The organism is Bradyrhizobium sp. AZCC 2262 (assembly GCF_036924535.1).
In the GTDB taxonomy this organism is placed as follows: Bacteria; Pseudomonadota; Alphaproteobacteria; order Rhizobiales; family Xanthobacteraceae; genus Bradyrhizobium.
The window spans coordinates 9,081,743-9,103,407 of record NZ_JAZHRT010000001.1; the positions used below are offsets into that span (position 1 = coordinate 9,081,743).

At 62.3% G+C, this 21,665-nt stretch carries 19 protein-coding genes; 5 read left to right on the top strand and 14 right to left on the bottom strand.

Annotated features, from left to right (window positions below; genetic code table 11):
• Positions 1-418 precede the first annotated feature (418 nt).
• A complete protein-coding gene (locus V1283_RS42660; RefSeq protein WP_334392563.1) occupies positions 419-1,183 on the top strand; it encodes a class I SAM-dependent methyltransferase in 765 nt (254 codons plus the stop codon).
• A gap of 24 nt (positions 1,184-1,207) precedes the next feature.
• Here V1283_RS42660 and V1283_RS42665 read toward each other — a convergent pair whose 3' ends face one another.
• The 4 genes from V1283_RS42665 to V1283_RS42680 are packed head-to-tail and all read right to left on the bottom strand — an operon-like array spanning position 1,208 to position 4,878.
• Positions 1,208-1,621 (bottom strand): hypothetical protein, encoded by a 414-nt coding sequence (locus V1283_RS42665; protein WP_334392564.1) that lies wholly within the window; start codon positions 1,619-1,621, stop codon positions 1,208-1,210.
• Positions 1,618-2,847: a glycosyltransferase family 4 protein gene (locus V1283_RS42670; RefSeq protein WP_334392565.1), complete on the bottom strand. Its 1,230-nt coding sequence runs from the start codon at positions 2,845-2,847 to the stop codon at positions 1,618-1,620. The genes V1283_RS42665 and V1283_RS42670 overlap by 4 nt, the downstream gene beginning before the upstream one ends.
• The gene (locus tag V1283_RS42675; RefSeq protein ID WP_334392566.1) at positions 2,810-4,087 is read right to left on the bottom strand and encodes a glycosyltransferase; all 1,278 of its coding nucleotides are present in this window, start codon (positions 4,085-4,087) and stop codon (positions 2,810-2,812) included. The genes V1283_RS42670 and V1283_RS42675 overlap by 38 nt, the downstream gene beginning before the upstream one ends.
• Entirely contained in the window at positions 4,084-4,878 is a 795-nt protein-coding gene (locus tag V1283_RS42680) for a WecB/TagA/CpsF family glycosyltransferase (RefSeq protein ID WP_334392567.1), read from the bottom strand. Before V1283_RS42680 ends, V1283_RS42675 begins: the two co-directional genes overlap by 4 nt.
• A gap of 205 nt (positions 4,879-5,083) precedes the next feature.
• On the opposite strand from V1283_RS42680, the gene V1283_RS42685 reads away from it, so the two are divergent.
• Positions 5,084-6,184, top strand: coding sequence for an endo-1,4-beta-xylanase (locus tag V1283_RS42685; RefSeq protein ID WP_334392568.1), 1,101 nt, complete (start codon positions 5,084-5,086; stop codon positions 6,182-6,184).
• 18 nt (positions 6,185-6,202) lie between these two features.
• On the opposite strand, the gene V1283_RS42690 is transcribed toward V1283_RS42685, so the two are convergent.
• The 10 genes from V1283_RS42690 to V1283_RS42735 form a co-directional block, all read right to left on the bottom strand.
• Positions 6,203-7,642 carry a lipopolysaccharide biosynthesis protein gene (locus tag V1283_RS42690; protein WP_334392569.1) on the bottom strand — a complete coding sequence of 480 codons (1,440 nt, stop codon included), beginning with the start codon at positions 7,640-7,642 and terminating at the stop codon, positions 6,203-6,205.
• A 3-nt stretch (positions 7,643-7,645) separates the two neighbouring features.
• A complete protein-coding gene (locus tag V1283_RS42695; protein ID WP_334392570.1) occupies positions 7,646-8,698 on the bottom strand; it encodes an acyltransferase in 1,053 nt (350 codons plus the stop codon).
• Positions 8,695-9,801, bottom strand: coding sequence for an acyltransferase family protein (locus tag V1283_RS42700; RefSeq protein WP_334392571.1), 1,107 nt, complete (start codon positions 9,799-9,801; stop codon positions 8,695-8,697). Before V1283_RS42700 ends, V1283_RS42695 begins: the two co-directional genes overlap by 4 nt.
• Positions 9,802-9,842: 41 nt before the next feature.
• Entirely contained in the window at positions 9,843-10,877 is a 1,035-nt protein-coding gene (locus V1283_RS42705; RefSeq protein ID WP_334392572.1) for a glycosyltransferase, read from the bottom strand.
• Positions 10,878-10,895: 18 nt separating this feature from the next.
• Positions 10,896-12,188 carry a VpsF family polysaccharide biosynthesis protein gene (locus V1283_RS42710; protein ID WP_334392573.1) on the bottom strand — a complete coding sequence of 431 codons (1,293 nt, stop codon included), beginning with the start codon at positions 12,186-12,188 and terminating at the stop codon, positions 10,896-10,898.
• 104 nt (positions 12,189-12,292) lie between these two features.
• The gene (locus V1283_RS42715; RefSeq protein ID WP_334392574.1) at positions 12,293-14,611 is read right to left on the bottom strand and encodes an AAA family ATPase; all 2,319 of its coding nucleotides are present in this window, start codon (positions 14,609-14,611) and stop codon (positions 12,293-12,295) included.
• Positions 14,592-15,920 (bottom strand): outer membrane beta-barrel protein, encoded by a 1,329-nt coding sequence (locus V1283_RS42720; RefSeq protein WP_334392575.1) that lies wholly within the window; start codon positions 15,918-15,920, stop codon positions 14,592-14,594. Before V1283_RS42720 ends, V1283_RS42715 begins: the two co-directional genes overlap by 20 nt.
• A 398-nt stretch (positions 15,921-16,318) precedes the next feature.
• Positions 16,319-16,903, bottom strand: coding sequence for a polysaccharide biosynthesis/export family protein (locus tag V1283_RS42725; protein ID WP_334392577.1), 585 nt, complete (start codon positions 16,901-16,903; stop codon positions 16,319-16,321).
• A 125-nt stretch (positions 16,904-17,028) separates the two neighbouring features.
• Complete coding sequence (locus V1283_RS42730; protein ID WP_334392578.1) at positions 17,029-17,760, bottom strand: metallophosphoesterase family protein; 732 nt, start codon at positions 17,758-17,760, stop codon at positions 17,029-17,031.
• A 69-nt stretch (positions 17,761-17,829) separates the two neighbouring features.
• Positions 17,830-17,970 (bottom strand): hypothetical protein, encoded by a 141-nt coding sequence (locus V1283_RS42735; RefSeq protein WP_334392579.1) that lies wholly within the window; start codon positions 17,968-17,970, stop codon positions 17,830-17,832.
• A gap of 581 nt (positions 17,971-18,551) precedes the next feature.
• Between V1283_RS42735 and V1283_RS42740 the strand changes: the two genes are divergently transcribed.
• The 3 genes from V1283_RS42740 (at position 18,552) to V1283_RS42750 (ending at position 21,655) form a co-directional block, all read left to right on the top strand.
• The gene (locus V1283_RS42740) at positions 18,552-19,316 is read left to right on the top strand and encodes a sugar transferase (protein ID WP_334392580.1); all 765 of its coding nucleotides are present in this window, start codon (positions 18,552-18,554) and stop codon (positions 19,314-19,316) included.
• Positions 19,317-19,477: 161 nt separating this feature from the next.
• Entirely contained in the window at positions 19,478-20,266 is a 789-nt protein-coding gene (locus V1283_RS42745) for an FkbM family methyltransferase (RefSeq protein WP_334392581.1), read from the top strand.
• 69 nt (positions 20,267-20,335) lie between these two features.
• Positions 20,336-21,655 carry a UDP-glucose dehydrogenase family protein gene (locus V1283_RS42750; protein WP_334392582.1) on the top strand — a complete coding sequence of 440 codons (1,320 nt, stop codon included), beginning with the start codon at positions 20,336-20,338 and terminating at the stop codon, positions 21,653-21,655.
• Positions 21,656-21,665 lie beyond the last annotated feature (10 nt).

Consider the following 21,665-nt stretch of genomic DNA (forward strand, 5'->3'; position numbering starts at 1 on the left):
GAAACAACGAGGCCGGTTCGTGCGTTGCATTTCCCGCAAGCCCTCCAGATAGCCGTCGGGCGGCGCCTTCCTGCGATTTCCAGATTGCGACCATCCGAATTGTTCCCGGTCCCTGCATTGTTGCGCCGTCAGTGCATTCGAAATAGCATCGATGGCGAATAGGCGTGGGCAGGGCAGTAGAAATGACATACGAGGCCCTTCATTGCAGCTTTCTGCCGTCGATCACTCGGTAGCGAATACGGAACCCGCGCACTGGAAAACGCGCCTTCGCTGCCCTCGCTGTTCGTCGGCGCTGCGGAACGCGTGGTCACAGCCGTCCTGTTCCAACCGTGCCTGCGAATACAGCAGGGCCGGGTTTCCCGGGATCGGCGCCCAGCCGGTGCTGATTGATTTTGCGGCCAGTATTTTTGAGCGCCGAATGTACGACGCCGAGAACGGCTCGGCGCTGCAACGGGACGTCAGTCGCCGTTCCATGGGGTCGCGGCTGCATCGCCTGACCTTCGGGGGCAACCCGGTTGCGGTCTCCAACAGCACGAAATTCATCGATCTGTTGAAGCGGGAATCGCGGCGGCCGGTCGTGCTGGTGGTCGGCGGCGGCACAATCGGTTCGGGCGCCGACGAACTCTACCGGGACGATTCCATCGAACTCGTCGGCACCGACGTCTATGCCTCGCCGCACACCGTGCTGGTGGCGGACGCCCACAAATTACCGTTTGAAGACGGCGTGTTCGATGGTGTCTGGGTGCAGGCGGTGCTGGAACACGTGCTGGAGCCCGCAACCGTCGTTGCCGAGCTGCACCGCGTGCTGCGGCTGGACGGCCTGGTCTATGCGGAGACGCCATTCATGCAGCAGGTGCATGAGCAGGCCTATGACTTCTCGCGTTTCACGCAAAGCGGCCACCGCTGGCTGTTCAGGCGGTTTTCCGAAATCAGCGCCGGGCCGGTCGGCGGCGCCGGCGTGGCGCTGGCCTGGTCGATCCGCTATTTCTCGCGCGCGCTCGGCGCGGGCAACAAGCTGTCACGCCTGATCGTGCTGCCGTTCTTCTGGATCAGGTATCTCGATGCGTTCGGCCGCGGCCGGGCCGCGGCCGACGCCGCCAGTGGCTTCTTCTTTCTCGGCCGCAGGGCCGAGCACGCAATGGATCCGCACGCCATGCCGGAATACTACAACCGGCAAAGGTAAAGTTTTGAGAAGGCGCGCGGGCCCCTACGAAAGCCCCTTGATTTTCTTGCACGGCGTCGAGGCGGTCGACGACATCCGTGCGACGTCGGTCACGGAGCGGATGGAAAGCTTTTCCTTGCGGGAAATGAAGCGCAGCACGCCACGAGGATAAGCGTCGCAGAATTGCGCCAGCGTGCCGGCCGTCGCCGCTATGCTGTCCTGCTTGGGGACCACGGCGATGCCGCCATCCCTCAGGATGTACGCGTCCTTCACGTTGGGCATGGCTGTTGTCGCGATGCAGATCTTGAACAGGTCGTTATAGGCTTGCGGCGTCAGGGCCAGGTCTCCCCCGGGAGTGCCCAGGAGATACTCGCGGCTCTTGCGGCAGTTCTCGCTATCCGCCTGCGCCGCACCTGTCGCGAGCGCAAACAGCATCGCGGTCGCGACCAACAGCTTCATGCGGTTATTCCGATCACGCCGTCCGCCGGTGCCCGCTTGCCGGTATAGGCCAGGCCATAGGTTGTCGCAGCGCAGCGCTCCCATGAAAGGGCGCGGGCATGGGCGGACGCGCCTGCCGCGAGGATGGCGCGCAGGCCTCGATCCGCGGTCAGCTCCGCGATCGCCTGCGATATGGTCTCCACCGACGGCGGCACGAGAATTCCGGTCTCGTCGGCGAGCACCGCGTCAGGCACCCCGCCGACCTCGGTCGCAACGCTCGGCAGGCCGGCGGCGCCGGCCTCGAGATAGACCAGTCCAAATCCCTCCACCCGGCCGGTGGTGTCGGGCAGTCCCGTCAGGCAGAACAAATCCGAAGCCGCGTAGAGATCGCGGATGGTTTCGTTCGGCTGCGGGCCGAGAAAGCGAATGTCGCACGCTGCCTGACCGGCAGCCCGTCGCAGTTCGCCGACATAATCGGCTTCGCCGTCCGGGCCGATCACGAGCCATGTGATGCGCTGGCGCAGATTGTCCGGAAGCTGTGACAGCGCGGCGAGCGTCAGATGATGCCCCTTGCGGCGTGTGATCCGCGCGACCGTGATCATCACCAGCCGGTCTTCTGCCAGCCGATAGGCCAGCCGAACCTCCCGGCGTTTCCTTGGCGCACCGAACCAGAATTCCGATACGCCGAGATTGATCGCGCTGATCCTGCGCGGGTCGACGGCGAACCGTTCACGGAATAGCGTCTCGGTGAAGCGGCTGTTGGCGACCACCTCCGTTCGCGGCCCGAACACGCCGGCGCCGCGGATCGCTATTCGTTTCAGCCGCGTCTGTGTCTCGTTGATCTCGGTGCCATGCACCGTCATCAATACCCGCGCCGGCGTTCGCCATCTGGAAAGTGCGACCGGAATGAAGAACGGCCAATCGGCGGCATGGACTACGTCGTATCGATCGCCGCGGACGCCGCGGCGCGCCAGCATGATTTTTCGCGGCAGGTCGCGCATGGAGTGAAGACCGCCGCGAAATCGAATGACCTCGAAGGGCAGAGCCCGGTCATCGTCGCCGGTCTGGCGCGCATAATCGGGCGCCACCACCGTGACTTTTGCGCCGAGCCGGCTGGCGGCCGCGGCGATTTCGCAGGCGTAGGTCCCAATGCCTCCCATCGCGGGAGCGAACTCGCTGGTCAACAGAAGAATGTTCAACCCGGCGCCCTCAACAGGTCGGCGCCGCTGCGGCAAGTCCGCGCGCATCCTGAATTTCCTGATGATAACGGAATACCCGCGCGAGCTGGGTGCCAGGGGTGAACGCCCTGATGGTCTCGGCGACCTGGACCGGATTCATCGCGCCCATCTCAATGGCATCGCGGACGTCGACGAACCGTTGAACCAGCGCGTCCACCATGTCGTCGCGACTGCCGTCGCGAGCCACCAGATAGCCGCTGATGCCGGGGCAGATCACGGATTCGAGTTGCGGCAGGTGCATGGCGACGACGGGGCGGCCGACCGCCAGGGTTTCCAGCACGCAACGCGGCATGCCCTCGAACTCGGAGGTCAGGATGCCGGCATGGGCGCTGGCCAGCGTCTCCGCCATGCCAGCGGCATTCTTGAAGCCGTGGCGCACGGTGATGTCCTCTATGGCGGCGAATTCCTCGAACCGGTGCGGGTCGCTGGTGCCGACATAGTGAAACCTCACGTCGCCATTCAGTCGCCGCCGCAGGCGATCGATGGTGCGGAACATCAGCGGCGGATCCTTGAATTCATCGAGCCTGCCCGCGAACACGATCTGGAATGGCGAAGAGTTCAGCGGCCAAAGCTGCGGCTTGAAGATATCCGTATTGACCCATGTCCAGAGCGTGTCGATCTTGTCCTTGCGGCGCGGATAGGCTTGCTGCAGCCGCTCGGTGATGAACGGATTGACGCAAAGAAATTTTTCGCTCATGGCGACGGCAAACCGCTCGCCGGTGTTGTGGACGAAGGCGTATTTCCGCAGCAGCGAATCCATCTGCAATTTCGGCGCGCCCTCGCCGTGAAGCATCTGTACGAATGGAAGCCGCAGGATCGCCGGCAGCCACGAAAATTCAACCCGCCGCAGGTCGACCGAGCATCGCCTGGCGCGGATCAGCCGTGCGATCGGGCCGAAGTGGCGGAGCAGCGCCATGAAGAATTGGCCGGTCAGCGAGGTGCGGATGCTGCGGGCCGCTTCGCGCGCCTGCTGATCCGAATAATGCAGGATGGGCAGGAAGTCGAAGCCGCGGCCGCGGAACGTCAGCCGGTGAAGCCGGCCGAGCTCCAGTTCGCCGGTCGAGTCGACGCCGATGAAGAGGATGTCGGTGTCAACGGGATGGAACGTGATGAAGTCGCGGATGTACGTTTCGAGGCCGCCGACCTTTTCGCCGCGCGGATCGAACGGATGGATCAGGCAAATCTGGTAACGTGGTTTGATCCGGTTGGCATTTCGCGCGCGCAGCGCCAGGGTCAATGTTGAAGTCATGCCGCTTTCCTCATGCGTGCCTTCACGATTTGCGGAATGGTTCGCGCAACAAGGCGGGGAACCACGCCCATGCATTTGACATAGCGGGGACCGAGCCGCCGCGGCTCGCGCAGCATGCGCCACGCCCATTCCAGGCCGGTTCTGCGCGCGATGGAGGGGGCGCGGCTCTGCGTGCCGGCAATGAAATCGAGCGCTGCCCCGACGCACAACACGCCGGTTCCGTTGAGCTCGTCGAGGCATCGTGCGGCAAACAGTTCCTGCCGCGGCGCGCCCAGCGCGACGAAGCAGAGCCTGGCGCCAGAGGCGCGAATGCTGTCGATCGCTGCATCGGCCTCACTGGAATAGGGATCGAACCCCGGTCCCGGCGCCAGGCATCCGGCGATCCGCAATCCCCTGAATCGTTCCGACAGACGCTGCGCTGTCGTGTTCAGCGTGAGGTCGTTGGCGCCCAACAGAAAGACTGACAGTCCCTTCTTCCGCGCTTCCGCGCAGACCGGTTCGACGAGATCGGCGCCGGTCGTCCGTTCGATGCGCGTTCCCATGAGACGGCTCAGCACGACGATCGGGAACCCATCGGCTGTGACAAATCGGGCACGGCGATAGGCGGCGCGAAAGTTCGCGTGTTGCTGCAGTTGAACGACGTGATCGAGATTGAGCGTGCAGACGCTGAAGTTGTCGCCATGTTGCGCGGCCGACACGATCGACGAAACTGCTGCGGGAAGCGATGGAACATTGATGGTGACGCCGTCGACGGTGAGACTCGGCTGCAACGATACTGGCGGTTCCGCCATGTCGATCTCCTGAGTGATGATTTGATCGAGATGCATTCACGCTGAACTATCGACATGCCCGTTGCTTCGCGACGGGAACTGCGTGTCGAAGTTTTCTCTCAATCAACATCGTCACGAAATCGAACTAATGCGACGCAACGATGGCGATGTCGCGTCGCGAACGTTGAGACGCAGCAACGAATCATTCACATGATGGAGATCAGCTATGCAGCAATGGTCGAGGCGAAATGCGCTCGCTCTCATCGCAGGTGCAAGTGTTGCATCGTACGAGAATAGAGTATTCGCCGCGCAGCCTACGCAGAGTCTCGGCGCCATCGCCGCTCGCAACGGGCTCGTGTTCGGCGCCGCTGCAGGTCCTGTCATCGACAAGGATCATGCCTATCGCGAGCTCTATCAGACGCAGACGCGCATCGTTACGACAGACATTGCGATGAAGATGGGAACCATCGCGCCGCAGCCAGGCCCGAAGCGGTTCGAAAGCGCGGACCGTCTGCTGCAATTCTGTGCAAGCAACAACATTCCGATGCGGGGCCATTGCCTGATCTGGAACGAATGGGTTCCGCAATGGATCAGGAACATGAGCAGCACTGAGCGCGAGAAGTTCTTCGATTCCTATATCGAGGAAGTGGCTGCCCGCTATGTCGGCAAGCTGCACTCCTGGGATGTCGTCAACGAGCCGTTCTGGCCAGGGCACAAGGCGCCCGGTGGTTACAGGCTTGGTCCATGGTACGACACGTTCGGCGCGGGATATGTGCGCCGCGCCTTTGAGCGCGCGGCGATGGTGGACCGGAAGACAAAGCTGGTTCTCAACGAAGCACAGAGCGAACGCGACGATGACGTCGGCCTCACGGTACGCAAGGGATTGCTGCAGCTGGTAGACGAATTGAAGCAGGCCGGCGTGCCGCTGCATGCCGTCGGCCTGCAAAGCCACCTGCAGCCGCGGTATCCACACGACCCCGGACGCTTTGCCGAATTCCTTCATGCGCTCGCCGATCGTGGCGTCGATATCTATCTGACCGAGTTCGACGTGCGCGACGACACGTTTCCGGATGATATCGCGGCCCGCGATGCCATGATCGCCGAGACGGCCGAGAAGTACCTGAACAACGCGCTGCGCGTTCCCGCCGTCAAGGTGGTGATCGCGTGGGAACTTGCCGATAACTATTCGTTCTATACCGATGCGGCGAAGAAGAAGGATCCCCTGGCGCAGCGGCTGCCCCGGCCTCTGCCGTTCGATTCATCGATGCAGAAGAAGCCGCTCTGGTTCGCGATGGCGCGCGCGTTCGAGAATACCCGGAAATCATAGACGATGATCGTACTGCGCTCATGCTCCCGAATGTTGGGGGCGTGGGCGGAGTATCCGCACCAGCGATGGCGCGTAGAGCAGGGTGAGCGCGCCGAAATAGACGGCGGCGCCTGCCGCGACATGTGCCGCGAGCGCAGCAAGGGTGCGGGCTTCCGGGAAGATCCGCAGCAACGCCGCCATCGCAATCGTGGCCAATGCGATGCGCACGAGATGGCCGACCGGAAGGCGCAGGCCAAACCGGGTGAACCCGATCGAGAAACTGACGCTTGCCGCGGCCAGCGCCGCCAGCACGGTGGCGCCGGCGACGCCGGCGAGCCCCCAGCGCGGCTGGAACAGGGCGCTCAGGACCACGGTCGTCGACGCGTCGATCGCCGCAATGGCCATCATCCAGCGCGTGCGGTTTTGCAACAGAAATACCTGATCGCCGAAATGGGCGCGCAGGTTTCGGATGGCGCCGGCAAGGGTAGAGAGTGGCAGGATGGCGAGCGTCACCGCCTGGAATGGCGCTGCGATCAAGAGATGCACGATCTCCGTTCGCAGCATGAAGATGCCGGCGAGGCTCGGCGCCAGGATTGCGACGAGGAGCGCGCTGTTGGCGGCAAGCTGGCGCATGCCGGCCTGGCTGCCCTCCTGTTCCATGCTCTTTACCGCCAGCGGGAACGCGGCGGCGGTCACCAGCATGGCCGCGACTGCCGCGGCGCGTTGGCCGAGGCCGTAACCCACCGCGAACAGTCCGGCTGCGGCCACGCCCGACATCTGGTTGACGATAAAGCGCGACGCGTTGAGGCCGACCCAGCCGAGTGCGCCGCCGACGATCAGCGGAATGCCGTAGCGCAACGCGTGTGCGACGATCTCGCGATCGATCGGCCAGAGGCGGTAGCCACAGCGAAGCGTGGGTATCACGATCAGCGCCGCGATGAGCTGCGCCGCGGCGTATCCCGCAAGCGGCCACTCCGGCGATTGGCCGAACAATTTGATCAGCATCAGGCCGGCGACAAATCCGACGGATGGACCGAATACCTGCTGGATCGTGTAGACCCGGATCTGCTGCTGCGCGCGGGCGCGTTCGCCGATATAGACGTTGAGCGACCGGGTAATTACATAGCCGACGGCGGCGAGGAGAAGGTCAGCTCTCGCGCCGGGCGCTATGACCAGAAGCAGAATTCCGACGATGGCCGCGCTTTGCAACGCAATGGATGCCAGCAGAACGGCGTTTTCGGTGCGGTAGAAGCGCGGCGCGTCGTCGGCGTCCTGGTAGCGTCCGAGGAAGCGCAGCGCATATTGCGACCACCAGGCAAGAAAGCCGATCTGCAGCAACTCGTGCGTGGCCGTGATCAGCGTGATGACGCCGAGCGTGTGTTCGTCGACGACATGCGTCCACACGATCATCGCCAGAAGCTGGAACAGCGGTCCGACGAATTGCGCCGGCAGATAGAGGAGGGTGTGTTTCAGGAGCATCGCTCAAGCCCCCAGCCAGCGGCAGAGCCGGGGGGAGGCGAGCTGCCGGACGGCCAGCAGCGCGGCCGTCGAGAGGAGAACGGTCAAGCCGCAGCAAACCGCAAAGCTGGCGATACCGTCGAGCTGGCGCAGCGCGGTGTGATCGCGCAGCATCATGACGATGAAGATGTGCCAGAGATAGATGAAGTAGCTACCCGAGCCGAGCCACCCGAGCAGCGGCGAGCTTGGCTGGATCGCGAACAGCGCAACGCAGAACAGCGCGGCGTAGAGAAAGAAGGCCGTCGAATCGTAGGTGGCGGCGTCGCCAAGGCCGAGAATGCGCACGGCTGCATAGAACAGGTAGGCCGACAGCATTGCGCCAAGCAGCGCGCGGCGCATGCCCTGGTCGCTCAGGTTTGCGTGCATCACGGTCAGTGCGCCGAGCGCGACAAACGAGAACCAGAACGGAATGTCGCGCATGCGGACTTCGTCGAGCAATGTGTCCGAGGCGCCGAGCCGGGAGATGGCGGGGTCGAGATACGCGCCGGCAAGCAGACCGCAGCCGACCGAGAGCGCAAGGAGAAGGGCGATCCGCTTTTCTGCGCCCGGTTTCCCGGCACCACTAACCGCAAAGACGAGCCATAGGCCGAGCGTGCAGCAGACATAGACGAAGACGTAATAGTAGACGAATACATATCCGAGCGCGAACCGCGCCAGCGTCGTGCCGATGCGATGGTCCATCGCCGGATTGTGCAGGGCCATGTAGCCATAGGCGGCGGTGAACGCGATCGCGTAAGGGATCAAGGCGGCTTTCAATCGCTTTGCGAGCGGCACGCGGCCGGTAAGCGCCGTCAAATATCCGGAAGCGAACAGGAACACCGGTACGCAGGGCCGCAGCGCCGCGTCGACGGATTTTGCCCAGATCGCATCGAGCGGCTGCGGCAGCGAATGGATTCCGATCACCATCAGGATGGCGATGCCGCGCATGGTGTCGATGATGCCATCGCGGCTCCTGGCCGGCGCCTGCGCGACGCTGAGGGGTGGGTTTGCCGATATGCGCTCCACAACCGTCATCATGTGCCTTCCTGCCGCGAGATTGCGGGAGACGGCGTGGGCCTGATGGCGCGGCGGTCGTAAGCCTCGGTCAGATATCGCCGCAGCGGCGTTTCGAACGTGCGCAATGAGACGACACTCGCGCATGCAAGAACGACGATCGCCACCGGCGCGAGAATCAGCCGCTCATGCGGCGACAGGGAAAGCAGCCGCGATCCGAAGGTGATGATGACGGTCGCAACCGGAATATGCAGCATGTAGCAGGAATAGGTCAGCGGCGACCAGCGATCGAAGCGGAGCCGCGACAGTAGCGTCTCGCGGCCAGCGCAATCTTCCTGAACGGCAAGCATTGCGATGACATAGATCGCCAACAGGGCGGTCATCGTTGGCAGCAGGGAGCCGAACACGATGAACGCGGCCAGCGATGCGGCGAGCGCGCCGGGAATGGCGGGCCAACGCGCGATCCGGTCGCGGAACAGGTAGCAGGCCATGCCGAGGTTGAAGGCGGGCAGCGCCCTGAAGGCGCCGCCCTGGTTGATCCAGTCGGCCCACGGCGTCGTTGCTGCCGCCCACGCCCAAAGGGAGTTGGCGAGCGCGGTGACGACCACGAGCGCAATGATCGCCTCCTTGCGGCGCTGCGCGAGCAGGGCGACGGTCGGGAAAAGCAGATAGCAGAACATCTCCGCCGACAGCGACCAGCTCGGGAAGTTGAACGTCAGGCGCTCGCCGACGAAGGCGTGAAGCAGCAGGAACTGTGCGGGCAGGTCGGAAAACGGGTAGCGCGCCGGGTTGTCGGTCCGGGCGGCGCCGAAATGAAGCGCGCCGGCAAGCGCCAGATAGAAGGCAAGCGTGGCGAGATGCAGCGGATAGATGCGGGCAAGGCGCCGCCAGAGGAAGCGGCCGATCGATGCGGCGTCATTGACGCGGTCGAAATATTGCCGGGCGATGACAAAGCCGGAGACCACAAAGAACAGGTCGACGAACAGATTGAAATGCCAGGTGTGCGCGACCATGAAATGGCCGATCGCCACGTCCTTGAAGTAATCGGAATAGTGAAGGACCACCACGGCGCCGGCCGCAATGATCCGCAACCCGTCCTGATGCCTTGTGGTCGAGGTGTCATGCAAGGCTGCGGTACTCCGGACCCGAATTTGCTTGAGTGCGCGCGTCAGTTGGCAAGGCGGGCGATCAGGCTGATGACCGTGTCGCGGTCGCCGCGCGCCAGATCGTTCCAGCGCGCCAGATTCCGCACCGCCAGTGCCACATACCGGGCGCGCCAGTCTTCGTTCGCCAGCGCAGCCGTAATCCGCGCGGCTGCACAAGAAGGATCGGCGGTATCGATGTGGATGCCGGACTCGCCGAGTACCTCGCGAAAGATGGCGGCATCGGGGGCGATGATCGGCAGGCCAGCGTATTGCGCCTCCAGCAACGGCAATCCCAGGCCTTCGTCATGGGAGGTGCAGATGAACATATCGGCGGCGTCAAGCAATTGATTGACCCGGTCGGCGGACTGATATCCGTGCAGCGTAACGCCCGGTTGGCTTTCAAGCGCCTGCCAGTCGTCGCCCCATCCTGGTCTACCGACGATGTCCAGCGTTGCTTCCGGAAATCCATGGGTGCGCAACGCGTCGAGGATTTTCGCCGCCGCTCTGAAATTCTTGCGCGGCTCCACCGTGCCCAGCGCGATCAGCCGAAGCGGCTTTGGCTGCGCGCTGCGTGCGCCGCGCTGCCCGGGATCGAGGCCGAACACATTGCGGACCGAAGGCCGATAGAGCGTCACCTCGGCATCGGGCCGGCAATGCGCGGCAAGTTTGCGCTGTGTATCGCCGGAATTTGCCAGAAAGCGCGGGTAGTGCCGCAACGCGAGCTTGAAGGGGCCGGCCATGTAAAGTCGCGCCCGCATATTGAGTTCGGCGCGCCGCGTAATCAGAAAATCATCGTGGATATAGGGCAGCACCCGCGATGCGAATGGCCGCAGCAGCGGGCTTGGCGGAAAGCCGGGACATAGCAGGATGGAGGACGAAGCAGCGAGCCGCATCGGCAACCCCAGCGTCTGCGTCGTCACCATCTGGCGAACGCCCCGTGCCCTCACCGGCACGACATCAAGCGGCGCAAGCGCGGCCTCCGAGAACAGCTCCAGCGTGATGCGTTCGAGACCGGTGACGTGACGTCCGAGATGGGTGTTGTCGACATAGATAGTCATGCGAAGGGAATCCTGAAGTTATGCCGGAACGGACCGGTAGCTGATAGGCGTGCGCACTTGCGCTGGCGCAGCAACGCGCCGCGGCTCGCGCGGCAGCAAGACCGAAATGAGAATCACGAACTGCGCGAGCTGAATGTTCTTCGACGAGAAGCTCACCGAACTGGCGGCGATGATGACGATCAGCAGCACGATGGCCCACGCCGCGGGGTTGGAACGGCGCAGCAACTCGACGAAAAAGCAGACCAGTCCGATCGTCAGCAGGATGGTGTGGACGAGGCCGAACTGGACGATGGAAGAAATCCAGAAGTTTTCGATGCCGTAGTTGAGGCCGAGCTGCGACTGCAACGCATTCACCCGAACCGGGTTGGGGCCGAGGATTAGTTCATGCCAGTCAAAATGCGAGAGCAGGCTGAAGGTGGCGTAACGCGCCAGCGTGCTGCCCTTGTCGGAAGAGAAGCGCAGCAGCATCTTGTCGAAAATGCCGAGGTCAAGCGCGACGAAGATGATGGCGCCAGCGGCAAACAGCATGCAGATCGCGAGGATCGCGGCGGAAAGCGGCATTCGTTTGCCGCGCAGCAGGCGAATCGCTTCGAATAGCCCGACCAGCCCAATCATCGCCAGCACGGTGACCAGCGACGTTCGGCCGCCAAAGGCCATCAGCGATCCGAGGCTGAATGCGATCAGCGGCAGCCGCAGCAGCAGAGGTGGACAAATCGCCGGACGAAGCACCAGCGCCAGCACATAGGCGCCGACGATGCCGGATGCCGTGAGCGGATGGCCGAGCAGCGCCGCGGAGCGCCATTCTCCCATCACCGTGACATCACCGAGCGTCAACGGGATCAGCCGGTGGCCGGAGAAGTACTCGTAATAGCCGAGCACGACGTTGAGGAGGATCGTGCAGTGTATGGCCCGGACCAGCGGACGTTTTTGATACGACGACAACTGCCACATCACCATCGCAATCAGGATCGGCAGCAGAAACGTGTCTATGATGACCGTGAACGGGCGCTCCAGCACGATCACCTGGATCAGCAGGAACAGCCAGCAGAGCAGATACGCCAGCAACAGCTTCGATTCGGGAAACATCCGATTGATCTCGCCGACCGGGCCGCGGCTGCGCAGCAACAGAAAGAAGAAAGCGAGCAGCGTGAAATAGGTTGCCGGGTGCAGCTTTTCGTAAAAATTTCCGCCCGCCGTCAAATAGTGGATCTTCCAGTTGGTCAGCACGGAGGACGAGAGCGTGAACGTTGCGATCACAGCCAGCAGCATCAACCCGCCCGCGATCCGTTCGATAAACGCGTCGGCATTCACGGCGCGCCCACGTGCATGGGACGCCGGCCGCGCTGCCGGTGACACAAGGGAGCGGCGGCTCACCTGTGCAATGCCGGCTGGTCCGTTCAACGGTCCGCGCATCCTCACCGGGCCGCTCCGGCATGGAGGCTCGCGGAGCCGTACGGCTTGAGATAGGCCGAGCTGCGATAATAGTCGTAGAATTGCAGACGCCTGAGATCGACGCGGGTCAACACCGTGCCCATGATCCGGTCGCTGACCGGGGACAGCAGGTCCATCGCATGGGACAGCACTTCGCCCGGGGTCTGGTCCCAGGCCAGCGCCAGAATGATGCGATCGGCCAGTTCGGCGAGCGCGCGGCCATCGACCAGGGGCACCAGCGGCGGCGAATCGATCACGATCAATTCGTAGCGGTGACGGAAGTAATCGAGCACATCGACGATCCGGTCGGAGAACATCAGCTCCGTGATGAACTCGACCTCCTTGATCCGTGTGGACGGCAGAATCGAAAGCCCGGTGCTGGGATCCACCAGCACGGCGTGTTCCGGCGCGGTCTGGCCGACCGCGACTTCCAAAAGTCCGGCATCGGCGCGCGGACAGAGGGCGCGGGTCACCTGCGGGTTGCGGAGGTCGCCATCAATGAGGAGCGTTCGGATACCGAGCAGGGCCAGCGACTGTGCCAGGTTGATGGCAAGCGTGGTCTTGCCTTCGCTGTCGAGCGCGGAGGTGACCTGCACGACTCTCACCGGCTGCGATCGCATCGTCCGTTGCAGCGCAAGGCGAACGGCGCGGATCGCTTCCGCGAAGAACGTGCCGGGCTCGTCGATCGCGTAGCGCGTCAACGGCGGCTGCAGCGGTGCCGGCAGAAGTTTCGTGCTCTTCGGATCATAGCGGCCGAGTTCGTTGCGTCCGCGCCGTGCAAGACGGGCCAGCTCGCGCGCGCCGATCAACGGCACCGCGGCAAGCGCGGGCACGCCTGAAATGGCTTCGAGCTGTTCGAGCGTCTTGATGCGCCCGTCGAGATAGTCGGCGAGAAACGCCAGCACGGTGCCGGCGCCGAGGCCGAGCATCACGGCAAGGCCGAGGATCAGCATCGTCTTGGGTGACGACGGCCTGATCGGAATGCTGGCCTTGGTCACGACCCGGGAATCCGGCATCTCCAGGCTCTCTTGCGCCGTCGTTTCCTTGGAGCGTGCCAGATAGGATTCATACTGCGTGCGATTGGCCTCTGCCTCGCGCTGCAGCTCACGTAAGCGCACCTGCGCTTGCCCCGAGGAAGTGGACACGCCCTGGAGCTGGTCGAGGCTTTGTTGCAGTGAGGTCTCGCGGGAGCGGGCCACGTCGTAGTCGTGCTTGGTGCTGTCAAGTATTCGGCGGATTTCCTCGTTGATCAGCCTCTGGGTATCGCGCCGCTGCGCCCGGACGTTGGCGACGAGGGGATGACGCGCGCCATATTTGCTCGACAGGTCGGCTTCGTTCTTGGCGATGTCGGCATATTGGGTGCGCAGTTTCGTGATCATTTCCGATGAAATGGCCGCGTTGATGCCGCCGGGATCGCCGCCCGACTTCGCGATGTCCTGCACCTGCTCATACTTGGCCCGCGCCTCCGCCGTTTGCACGCGCGCGGCGATCAGCTTGTTGTTGAGGTCAGTGATCTGCTGGTCGTTGAGCGTAACGCCCTGCGACACCATCAGATTATTGGCGGAGCGATAATCCTCGACCGCCTTTTCGGAAGCGACGACCCTCGACTTCAACTCGTCGATCTGGCCGTTGAGCCAGGTGGCGGCAATGCGCGTCGCATCGTATTTGGCGCGAACCTGCTCCTCGAAATACGCGTCCGCAATCGCGTTGGCGATGGTTGCGGCTTTCTGCGGCGATTCCGAACTGACGGCGATGTCGACGAGGAAGGTAGTGCCCTGCCTTATCACCTTCATCCGCTTCTGCAGGATCTCCACCGATCGCGCTCTCGCCGCGTCTTCCGGGCTGGCCCCGTCGCTTGGCCCGCTGCTGCTGAACAACAGCCGCTTGATTGGATCGAGGAGGCCGGGCTTTGGCATGAACTCCGGATCTTCGGTTAACTTAAGTTTGCCGACGACACGCACCAGGATCGCAACCGACTGGATCAGCAGCGTCTGGCTTTCGATGGTCGCGTCGTCGGTGCCAAAATTCGACAGCACGGACTGGTTGGTCTCGACAACGTTGGCGCGGCGCGGATCGACCAGCACGGTCGATGTTGCTGTATAGAGAGTGGTCGCGAACAACAGATAGATCACCGCCAGCCCGAGCAGGGTGGCGGCCGGCAGCGCCATCATCTTATAGCGGCGGCGCAGGATGCGGCCCATCTCGCGCAGATCGACAGTCGGATACTTCCAGCTTTCCACGGCGGGGCGGGCGGCAGGCTCGTCCGGGATCACATAGGGCAGGTCAGAATTGCGCTGTAACATTCATTCCTACCAGGTGTTTGTCGAAGGTGAAGACGGGAATGTCGCTATCGCGCTTGGTGAAGCGGTAGTAGGCGGAAACGGCGGCGAAACGATTGACGAGATATTTGACGCGCGTGTCCGACGTGAGCACGTTGTCCTTGCGGAGCTGACCGAAGAACTTGTCGTTCTCGTAACCGCCCGCGAGCGAGACGATGACGTTGCGCCGCAGCTCGTAGTCGAGGCCGAGTTGCATCGCGTTGGCGAGCACGCCGGTGGCGCTGGTGTCAGTGGTCTGCGTGACGAGCTGTTCGGCATTGAAGTGCACGTCGAGCAGGCGCGTCGGCCGCCATGTCAGCCGCGCGCGGTAGGAGGGGCCTTCGATATCGCCGATCGACGGGTCGTCGAAGCGCTGCTGGACATAGCCGGCGCCGAATTCGCCGGTCACCAGATTGCTCAAGCCGACCGTGATGCCGGTCAGCGCACGGTAGCCTTGCGAGTCCAGCGTATGGCCCGGCGTTCCCCGGATGTCGCGCTGATTGCCTTCCACGCCGCCGAACCAGCCGAGGGTGGACGAGATCGCATAGTCGATCCGGCTGTGGAGCGCGTAGATCTGCCCGTCGCGGGCATCCTGGTTGATGACGGTGCCGTCCTGCGCACGCGTTGACCCAAAATCGTAGGAATCGGCGCGGAGGCCGACCGATGTCGTCAGCCGGTTGAATTCCTTGCGCAGCGTGACGTCGCCGGACATCAGGTTATACGGCGTCGGCGATATGGCGTTGGCGGGCGAACTGAGCGTACCGACGCCTTCGTTCAGATGCGCGATCTGAAAGCTGCCCAGCAGCATGGTGTCGTTGGTGATGTCCAGCCAGCCGTTGCCCTTCAGGCTGGCATTGGTCTGGTTCAGGCTCGAAAACTGGTTATAGACCGTCGACTGCGCGTCCAGCTTCAGATCGACGCCATGCCGCCCCCATAACGAATGCGCGCGCAGCGTTGGCTCGATCACCGCCGCGATGTCGGAACGCTGCGTGGTGTTCGACGAAAAGACGTTGCTGTCGTAAAACGTGCCGGCGGTCAGCGCCGGATTGAACATCCAGGAACCGGAGCGAATGCCGACGGGCTCATAGCCAGGTTGCTGTCGCTTCTTCACTGGCACGTCCTCGGGCGGAACTTCTTCGCGGTTGTCCGGATCGGTCCTGTCCGGCAGCGATGACGGTTCGAAGATTTTCTGCGCGCTCCAGGGCGAGGCGAATTCTCCGTTGGTCCACGGAATGGCTTGCGCATTCGCTGACGATCCAAGACCGAGCAGGATTGCAGCCACTGGGGCGGGCAACAGGTTGAAGCGTCCGCGGCGGGACGGGCGTACGGAGTGGAATCTCTCTCCGCTTCCTTCAGACGTGTTCCGTGATGCAAGTGCAAACTCGAATCCCATCCCCCATCCCTTGCGGGAACGCGAAGGCGGCGAACACGTGACAGGCGAAGCCCGTCGCTCAGAAAATGATCGTCGACTGCGCATCAGAACGGCAGGCCTCATACTCGGGTACGCGGGCGCAAGGGTTTTGAATTGTGGGATTGAAGTGATGCGCTCGCCTGCAACGCGCCTTGCCGGAAAAAGTTTTCCTCGCGTCGCAAAATATTTCGCATTGCAAAACGTCGATTGTGACGACAACGCAACACGAACACGGTCATCCGCGTGCAAGCGGCATTCACCTCATCTGGAGTTCCGCGGCGCTAGAAGTAGCGTTCCGGAATCCGAATGTTGTCACCCGGAAAAATTGGAACCGGCGCATCGAGAGGGTAGGTCTCTTCCGCGCCGGCGCCCGAGCGGCGCAGAAAGACCTTGTTCTCGTTGGCCCGGTATGTGAATCCGCCGGCGCTTGCGACCGCGTCCATCACCGTCAACCCATGACGGTATGGGTATTCGCCGCTCTTCTTCACTTCGCCAAGAATGTAGTACGGACGATACTGCGCGATCTCGACGTTCACGCGCGGATCGCGCACGATTCCTTTTGAAAGCGCGGATGCGATCGACTTTTCGAGTTGCCGCGTCGTGGCGCCCGCAGCCTTTATATGGCCCGCGAGTGGAATCGAAACCTGACCGGTGTTGTCGATCTCATACTCGCCGGTGATGTCGGTCTCGCCATAGACCTTCAGCCTGATTCGGTCGTTAGGGCCAAGGATGTAACTGTCCGCAGATGATGCGGATGGCGGCGTCTGTGCTGAAGCACGAACCGAAAGACTGGTGATGCCGGCGATCGCAAAGGCGAAAAGAAGAAAGTGAAGCGTCAGGCGGGCGCTGGACGACCGTTGCTGCATGGCTGCATCTCCGTGAATGCAAGTACAGCCGTCGATCATTGAGAAGCAAACAAGGCGAAAGAATGTGAGGCAAGAGTTCCATCTGATTCGAAACGCGTGATCTCGACATCACGAGATAAGAATCGTCATAAGAAGAGTTTCGTCGATCCTTCAATCGCCACACAGGTTAAAGCTCCCGTCCGCCATGCTCCCGTGTCGATGTTGATTCGGTTGCGGCGGATTTCCGGATGCGGGACCGGCGTATGACCGTGCACGATGAAGCGTTTATGGCTTCGCGTGTCGTCGAGGAACTCGTCACGAATCCAAATCAGATCGTTGGGATCTTGATCATCGAGCGGAACGCCCGGCCGAATGCCTGCATGCACGAACAAGAAATCGCCACAACTGAACTGATTGCGCAGGCACTGCATGAACAATTCGTGAGCGCGAGGAAATGCATCTAGAAAGCGGCGATGCAAGCTGAAGGCTGTCTCGTTCTCGTGCAGCTCGATGCCGTAAGACGCAAGCGTCTGCATGCCGCCCAATGGCAGCCAGTACTCCAGAATGGCCGGATCCTGAAGGAACCCTTCCATCACGGCCTCGTGGTTGCCACGCAGGCACACCGCGCCATTGGCAACCAGCCGAACCGTGAGCAAATCGATCACCGTTTTCGACTGAGGACCGCGATCAACGTAGTCGCCGAGATAAACCTCGATCGTATGCGCGATCGGCCGGCGGCGGATGTCGTCGTCGATGCGCGCAATGATCTCGCTCAACAGATCGGCTCGGCCGTGGATGTCACCGACCGCATAGATGCGCGTATCGGGTGGCGCCGAAGCGTTAACGGAGCGCGAAGATGCTGCGGACACTTGTTGCATGGTGGGCGATGTCGATCATGGAACCGGGCGGCGGTCAATCCATCACGCAAATGCGCCGAGGTGAAGTGTCTAGAAAAAGAGCAGATCGATCAGGATAACGATGGCCACCCACGCCATCACATTTCCGATGATGATTCGGTTCCTGAGCCTGCGGTCCGGCCGCGATCTGTCGTGCGGCACCAGCGCGCGGCGGTGCAGACGTTCGGCCATCATGGGCGCCTCCCCGGAGTTGTTCCGGTGGACGGCTCGCGAATCGCTGCCGTCTCTGTTTTCTTCCGAAGCCTTGTTTCTTCCGAAGCGTTGCGACCATCACGCCAGCCCGTGCGCCTCAATCCCTCCGTCGTCGGGCTGTGACGGATCACTTTAGCGTTCGATGAACAATCTCGTTCAGAATAACGGCGTGACGCCCATTTGTTGCCCGTGTAGCGACGCTGCGTGTGTTCAATTGAATATCGAGAATCGAACAATGGATTTTGTTCCGCGATTTTCGAATATGCATGGCAGCGTCGAGTCACGCGCAACTCGTTAACCAGGCGAATCCAAACTAAGCGCCTCCGAACAAACCAGAATATCGCGTCGCACAATCGCGCGTGCAATTCAGTTCCGACGTGGCGCGAGACCTATTTCACTTTCGCGCCAAATTTCGCTCAAGATTTTGGAAAGTCTTTGTGACCTGCGAGCGTTCGCGCTCGCAGTGAGTGCCGACATTCGCTGCTGCGAAATCGTCACGCGCGGTGCCGGGCCATTCGAATGGGCTCGGTCACAGTCCGGTTCCAGCAGAGAGGAGAGTCATGGCCTCGATCGTGACAGCCAACTTCGATCGGAATAACGTCACGCCGATTCGGAGAGAGCGAACCCAGATATCGGTCCGCCCTGTAGAGTTTGCTGGCGGCAGCACGCGTGGCGCGTATCGAGGCCGCCGGCGTTCGCGCCGTGTCGCGCGGACCGAACCGTCGTCGTCGATTGCAAAGCGCGTCTTCGATATCGCCGCGGCAAGCGGCGCGTTACTGTTCCTCGCGCCTCTCCTGATTGCGATTGCCGTGGCAATCAAGGCGACGTCGCCGGGCCCGGTGCTGTTCTTTCAGTACCGCTACGGCTATCGAAACCGCCGCTTCAAGATCTACAAGTTCCGCACCATGCGTAACGATGCCGGCGACGTGCGCGGCGTAAGGCAGACGGTGCAGGGCGACGCGCGCGTGACGCCGGTGGGGCGAATTCTGCGCAAGACCAGCCTCGACGAAATTCCGCAACTGTTCAACGTGATCAAGGGAAATATGTCGCTGGTCGGACCGCGGCCGCACGTGCCGGGAATGCTGGCCGCGGACTTTCTCTACGAAGACCTCGTGCCATATTATTTTCAGCGCCATACGGCGCGGCCGGGCATTACCGGGCTCGCGCAGGTCAACGGTTGCCGGGGAAGCACGGCCGAGTTCGGGCCTGCGATCTCGCGGATCGATTACGATCTCCATTACATCGAGCGGTGGTCGCTGCGCATGGACGTCATGATCATCATCCGCACGATCCGCAAGGAATTCCTGTCGGGAAGCGGATTCTGACCAACGCCGAGACATCAAAGGACCTTGCCATGGCGATGATCGAGCCGCGCGGCACGTATCGTGCTTGCTCTCCTGTCAGGCGGCGTCGGCTCGCGCATCCGCAATCGCAGACGACGCACGCCGGGGCGAATTCTGTGCGTGCGACACCAAGGGAGGCGGGAATGAACGCAAAGCAACAGGTCAAGGAACTTGTCAAGGACGCGTTTCCGTCGATATGGCTGCAATGGCATTTCATGAAGCGACCGAAATCGGCGGAGCGGGAACTGTCGTATCTCGACAAGCTGATTTCCGGTGACGCGGTGACGGTGGATGTCGGCGCCAATTGCGGCCTGTACACGCGGCGGCTGGCGCGCCTTTCCAGGCAGGTTCACGCCTTCGAGCCCTCGCAGCAGATGGCAAGGCTGTTGCGCCGAACCTCGGCGCGGAATGTGAGCGTTCACGAGATCGCGCTGTCGGATCATGACGGCGATGCCGAATTGTTCATCCCGCAAGGCGATGACGGCCTGGTCTATGGCCTCGCCTCGCTGGAGGCACGTGCCGATCCGTCGGCCAAAACAGTCTCGGCCCAGGTGCCGATCGCGCGGCTTGATGCTGTGATCAATCAGGACGTGGCGTTCGTGAAGATCGACGTCGAAGGCCACGAGTTGAATGTTCTGAACGGCGCCGTCGAACTTCTGGAGCGGTGCCAGCCGGTGTTTCTGGTGGAGGCGGAGGACCGGCATCGCGCCGAGGCGACGCGATCGGTGTTCGAATTCTTCCGGGATAAATCCTATCGGGGCTTTTTCCTGAAGGACAATGACGTGATCGGGGTGGAGCAGTTCGATTCCCGCAGGCTCCAGGATGCCGATGCGTTGCGACCGGATGGCGGCCGCAAGGACGGGCAGTGCTATGTCAACAACTTCTTTTTCTTTCCCCGTCATCTCGACGGTGAATCGATACTGAGCAGCTAGCTCGTCGTTCACCGGCCATCCCCGTCGGCGCAGCCACGGCCGCGCGCGGCTTTTCAGGCAGGAACCGTAATGCATATAGCGATGATTGGCGCCGGCTATGTCGGGCTGGTGTCAGGGGCGTGCTTTTCCGATTTCGGGCATCAGGTCGTCTGTATCGACAGTAACGCCGAGAAGGTTGAAAGCCTCAACCACGGCGAGATGCCGATTCACGAACCGGGGCTGGCCGAACTGGTGGCCCGCAATGTCGGGCAGGGCCGACTGTCATTCGCGAGCGATTTGAGGTCGGCGGTAAGCGAAGCGGAGGTGGTGTTCATCGCGGTCGGCACACCGTCGCGCCGCGGCGACGGCCATGCCGATCTTTCCTATGTCTATGCGGCGGCGCGCGAGATCGCGGGTGTGCTTACCGACCGGGCGGTGGTGGTCACCAAGTCGACGGTTCCGGTCGGGACCGGCGACGAGGTCGAGCGCATCATTCGCGAAGAGAATCCGACCGCGACGGTCACGGTCGTTTCGAATCCCGAATTCCTGCGCGAAGGAGCGGCGATCCGCGACTTCAAGCATCCGGACCGGATCGTCATCGGAACGGATGACGCCCGCGCCCGCGGCGTGATGGCCGAGGTGTACCGGCCGCTTCATCTCAACGCTTCGCCGATCCTCTATACCGATCGCCGCACCGCGGAGCTGACGAAGTACGCAGCGAATTCCTTTCTCGCCACCAAGATCGCGTTCATCAACGAGATTGCGGACCTTGCCGAAAAGGTCGGCGCCAATGTGCAGGAAGTCGCGCGCGGCATCGGTCTCGACAACCGGATCGGCCAAAAATTCCTGCACGCAGGTCCGGGCTTCGGCGGCTCCTGTTTTCCGAAGGATGCGATGGCGCTGATCAAGACCGGCCAGGACAATGAATCGCCGGTGCGAATCGTGGAAACGGTGGTCGCCGTCAACGACCAGCGCAAGCGCGCGATGGCACGCAAGGTCGCCAACGCGTTCGGCGGCAATCTGCGCGGAAAATCCATCGCGGTGCTCGGCGTGACCTTCAAGCCCGACACCGACGATATGCGCGACGCGCCGTCCATTCCGCTGATCACGGCGCTGCAGGACATGGGTGCCGAGGTTCGCGTATTCGATCCCGTCGGCATGGAGCAGGCGAAGAGAGTGTTCGAGAACGTCACCTTCTGCGAGAACGCCTACCGTTGCGCCAAGGGGTGTCACGCGCTCGTTATCGTCACGGAATGGGAGCAGTTTCGGGCGTTGGATCTCAAGGAGCTGTCCACCATCATGGCCTGTTCAGTGATCGTCGATCTGCGCAACATCTACTCTCCGGAGGAGGTGCGGCGGAACGGCTTTCTGTACTGCGGCGTGGGCCAGCCGAAATCGGTGGCGTACTGATACTGGGTCA

Bases quoted from the DNA above. Each gene is read 5' to 3' on its own strand.
- V1283_RS42660 (WP_334392563.1), top strand. From the start codon at position 419: ATGTACGACGCCGAGAACGGCTCGGCGCTGCAACGGGACGTCAGTCGC.
- V1283_RS42665 (WP_334392564.1), bottom strand. From the start codon at position 1,621: ATGAAGCTGTTGGTCGCGACCGCGATGCTGTTTGCGCTCGCGACAGGT.
- V1283_RS42670 (WP_334392565.1), bottom strand. From the start codon at position 2,847: ATGCGCGCGGACTTGCCGCAGCGGCGCCGACCTGTTGAGGGCGCCGGG.
- V1283_RS42675 (WP_334392566.1), bottom strand. From the start codon at position 4,087: ATGACTTCAACATTGACCCTGGCGCTGCGCGCGCGAAATGCCAACCGG.
- V1283_RS42680 (WP_334392567.1), bottom strand. From the start codon at position 4,878: ATGGCGGAACCGCCAGTATCGTTGCAGCCGAGTCTCACCGTCGACGGC.
- V1283_RS42685 (WP_334392568.1), top strand. From the start codon at position 5,084: ATGCAGCAATGGTCGAGGCGAAATGCGCTCGCTCTCATCGCAGGTGCA.
- V1283_RS42690 (WP_334392569.1), bottom strand. From the start codon at position 7,642: ATGCTCCTGAAACACACCCTCCTCTATCTGCCGGCGCAATTCGTCGGA.
- V1283_RS42695 (WP_334392570.1), bottom strand. From the start codon at position 8,698: ATGATGACGGTTGTGGAGCGCATATCGGCAAACCCACCCCTCAGCGTC.
- V1283_RS42705 (WP_334392572.1), bottom strand. From the start codon at position 10,877: ATGACTATCTATGTCGACAACACCCATCTCGGACGTCACGTCACCGGT.
- V1283_RS42715 (WP_334392574.1), bottom strand. From the start codon at position 14,611: ATGTTACAGCGCAATTCTGACCTGCCCTATGTGATCCCGGACGAGCCT.
- V1283_RS42725 (WP_334392577.1), bottom strand. From the start codon at position 16,903: ATGCAGCAACGGTCGTCCAGCGCCCGCCTGACGCTTCACTTTCTTCTT.
- V1283_RS42730 (WP_334392578.1), bottom strand. From the start codon at position 17,760: ATGCAACAAGTGTCCGCAGCATCTTCGCGCTCCGTTAACGCTTCGGCG.
- V1283_RS42735 (WP_334392579.1), bottom strand. From the start codon at position 17,970: ATGGCCGAACGTCTGCACCGCCGCGCGCTGGTGCCGCACGACAGATCG.
- V1283_RS42740 (WP_334392580.1), top strand. From the start codon at position 18,552: ATGGCCTCGATCGTGACAGCCAACTTCGATCGGAATAACGTCACGCCG.
- V1283_RS42745 (WP_334392581.1), top strand. From the start codon at position 19,478: ATGAACGCAAAGCAACAGGTCAAGGAACTTGTCAAGGACGCGTTTCCG.
- V1283_RS42750 (WP_334392582.1), top strand. From the start codon at position 20,336: ATGCATATAGCGATGATTGGCGCCGGCTATGTCGGGCTGGTGTCAGGG.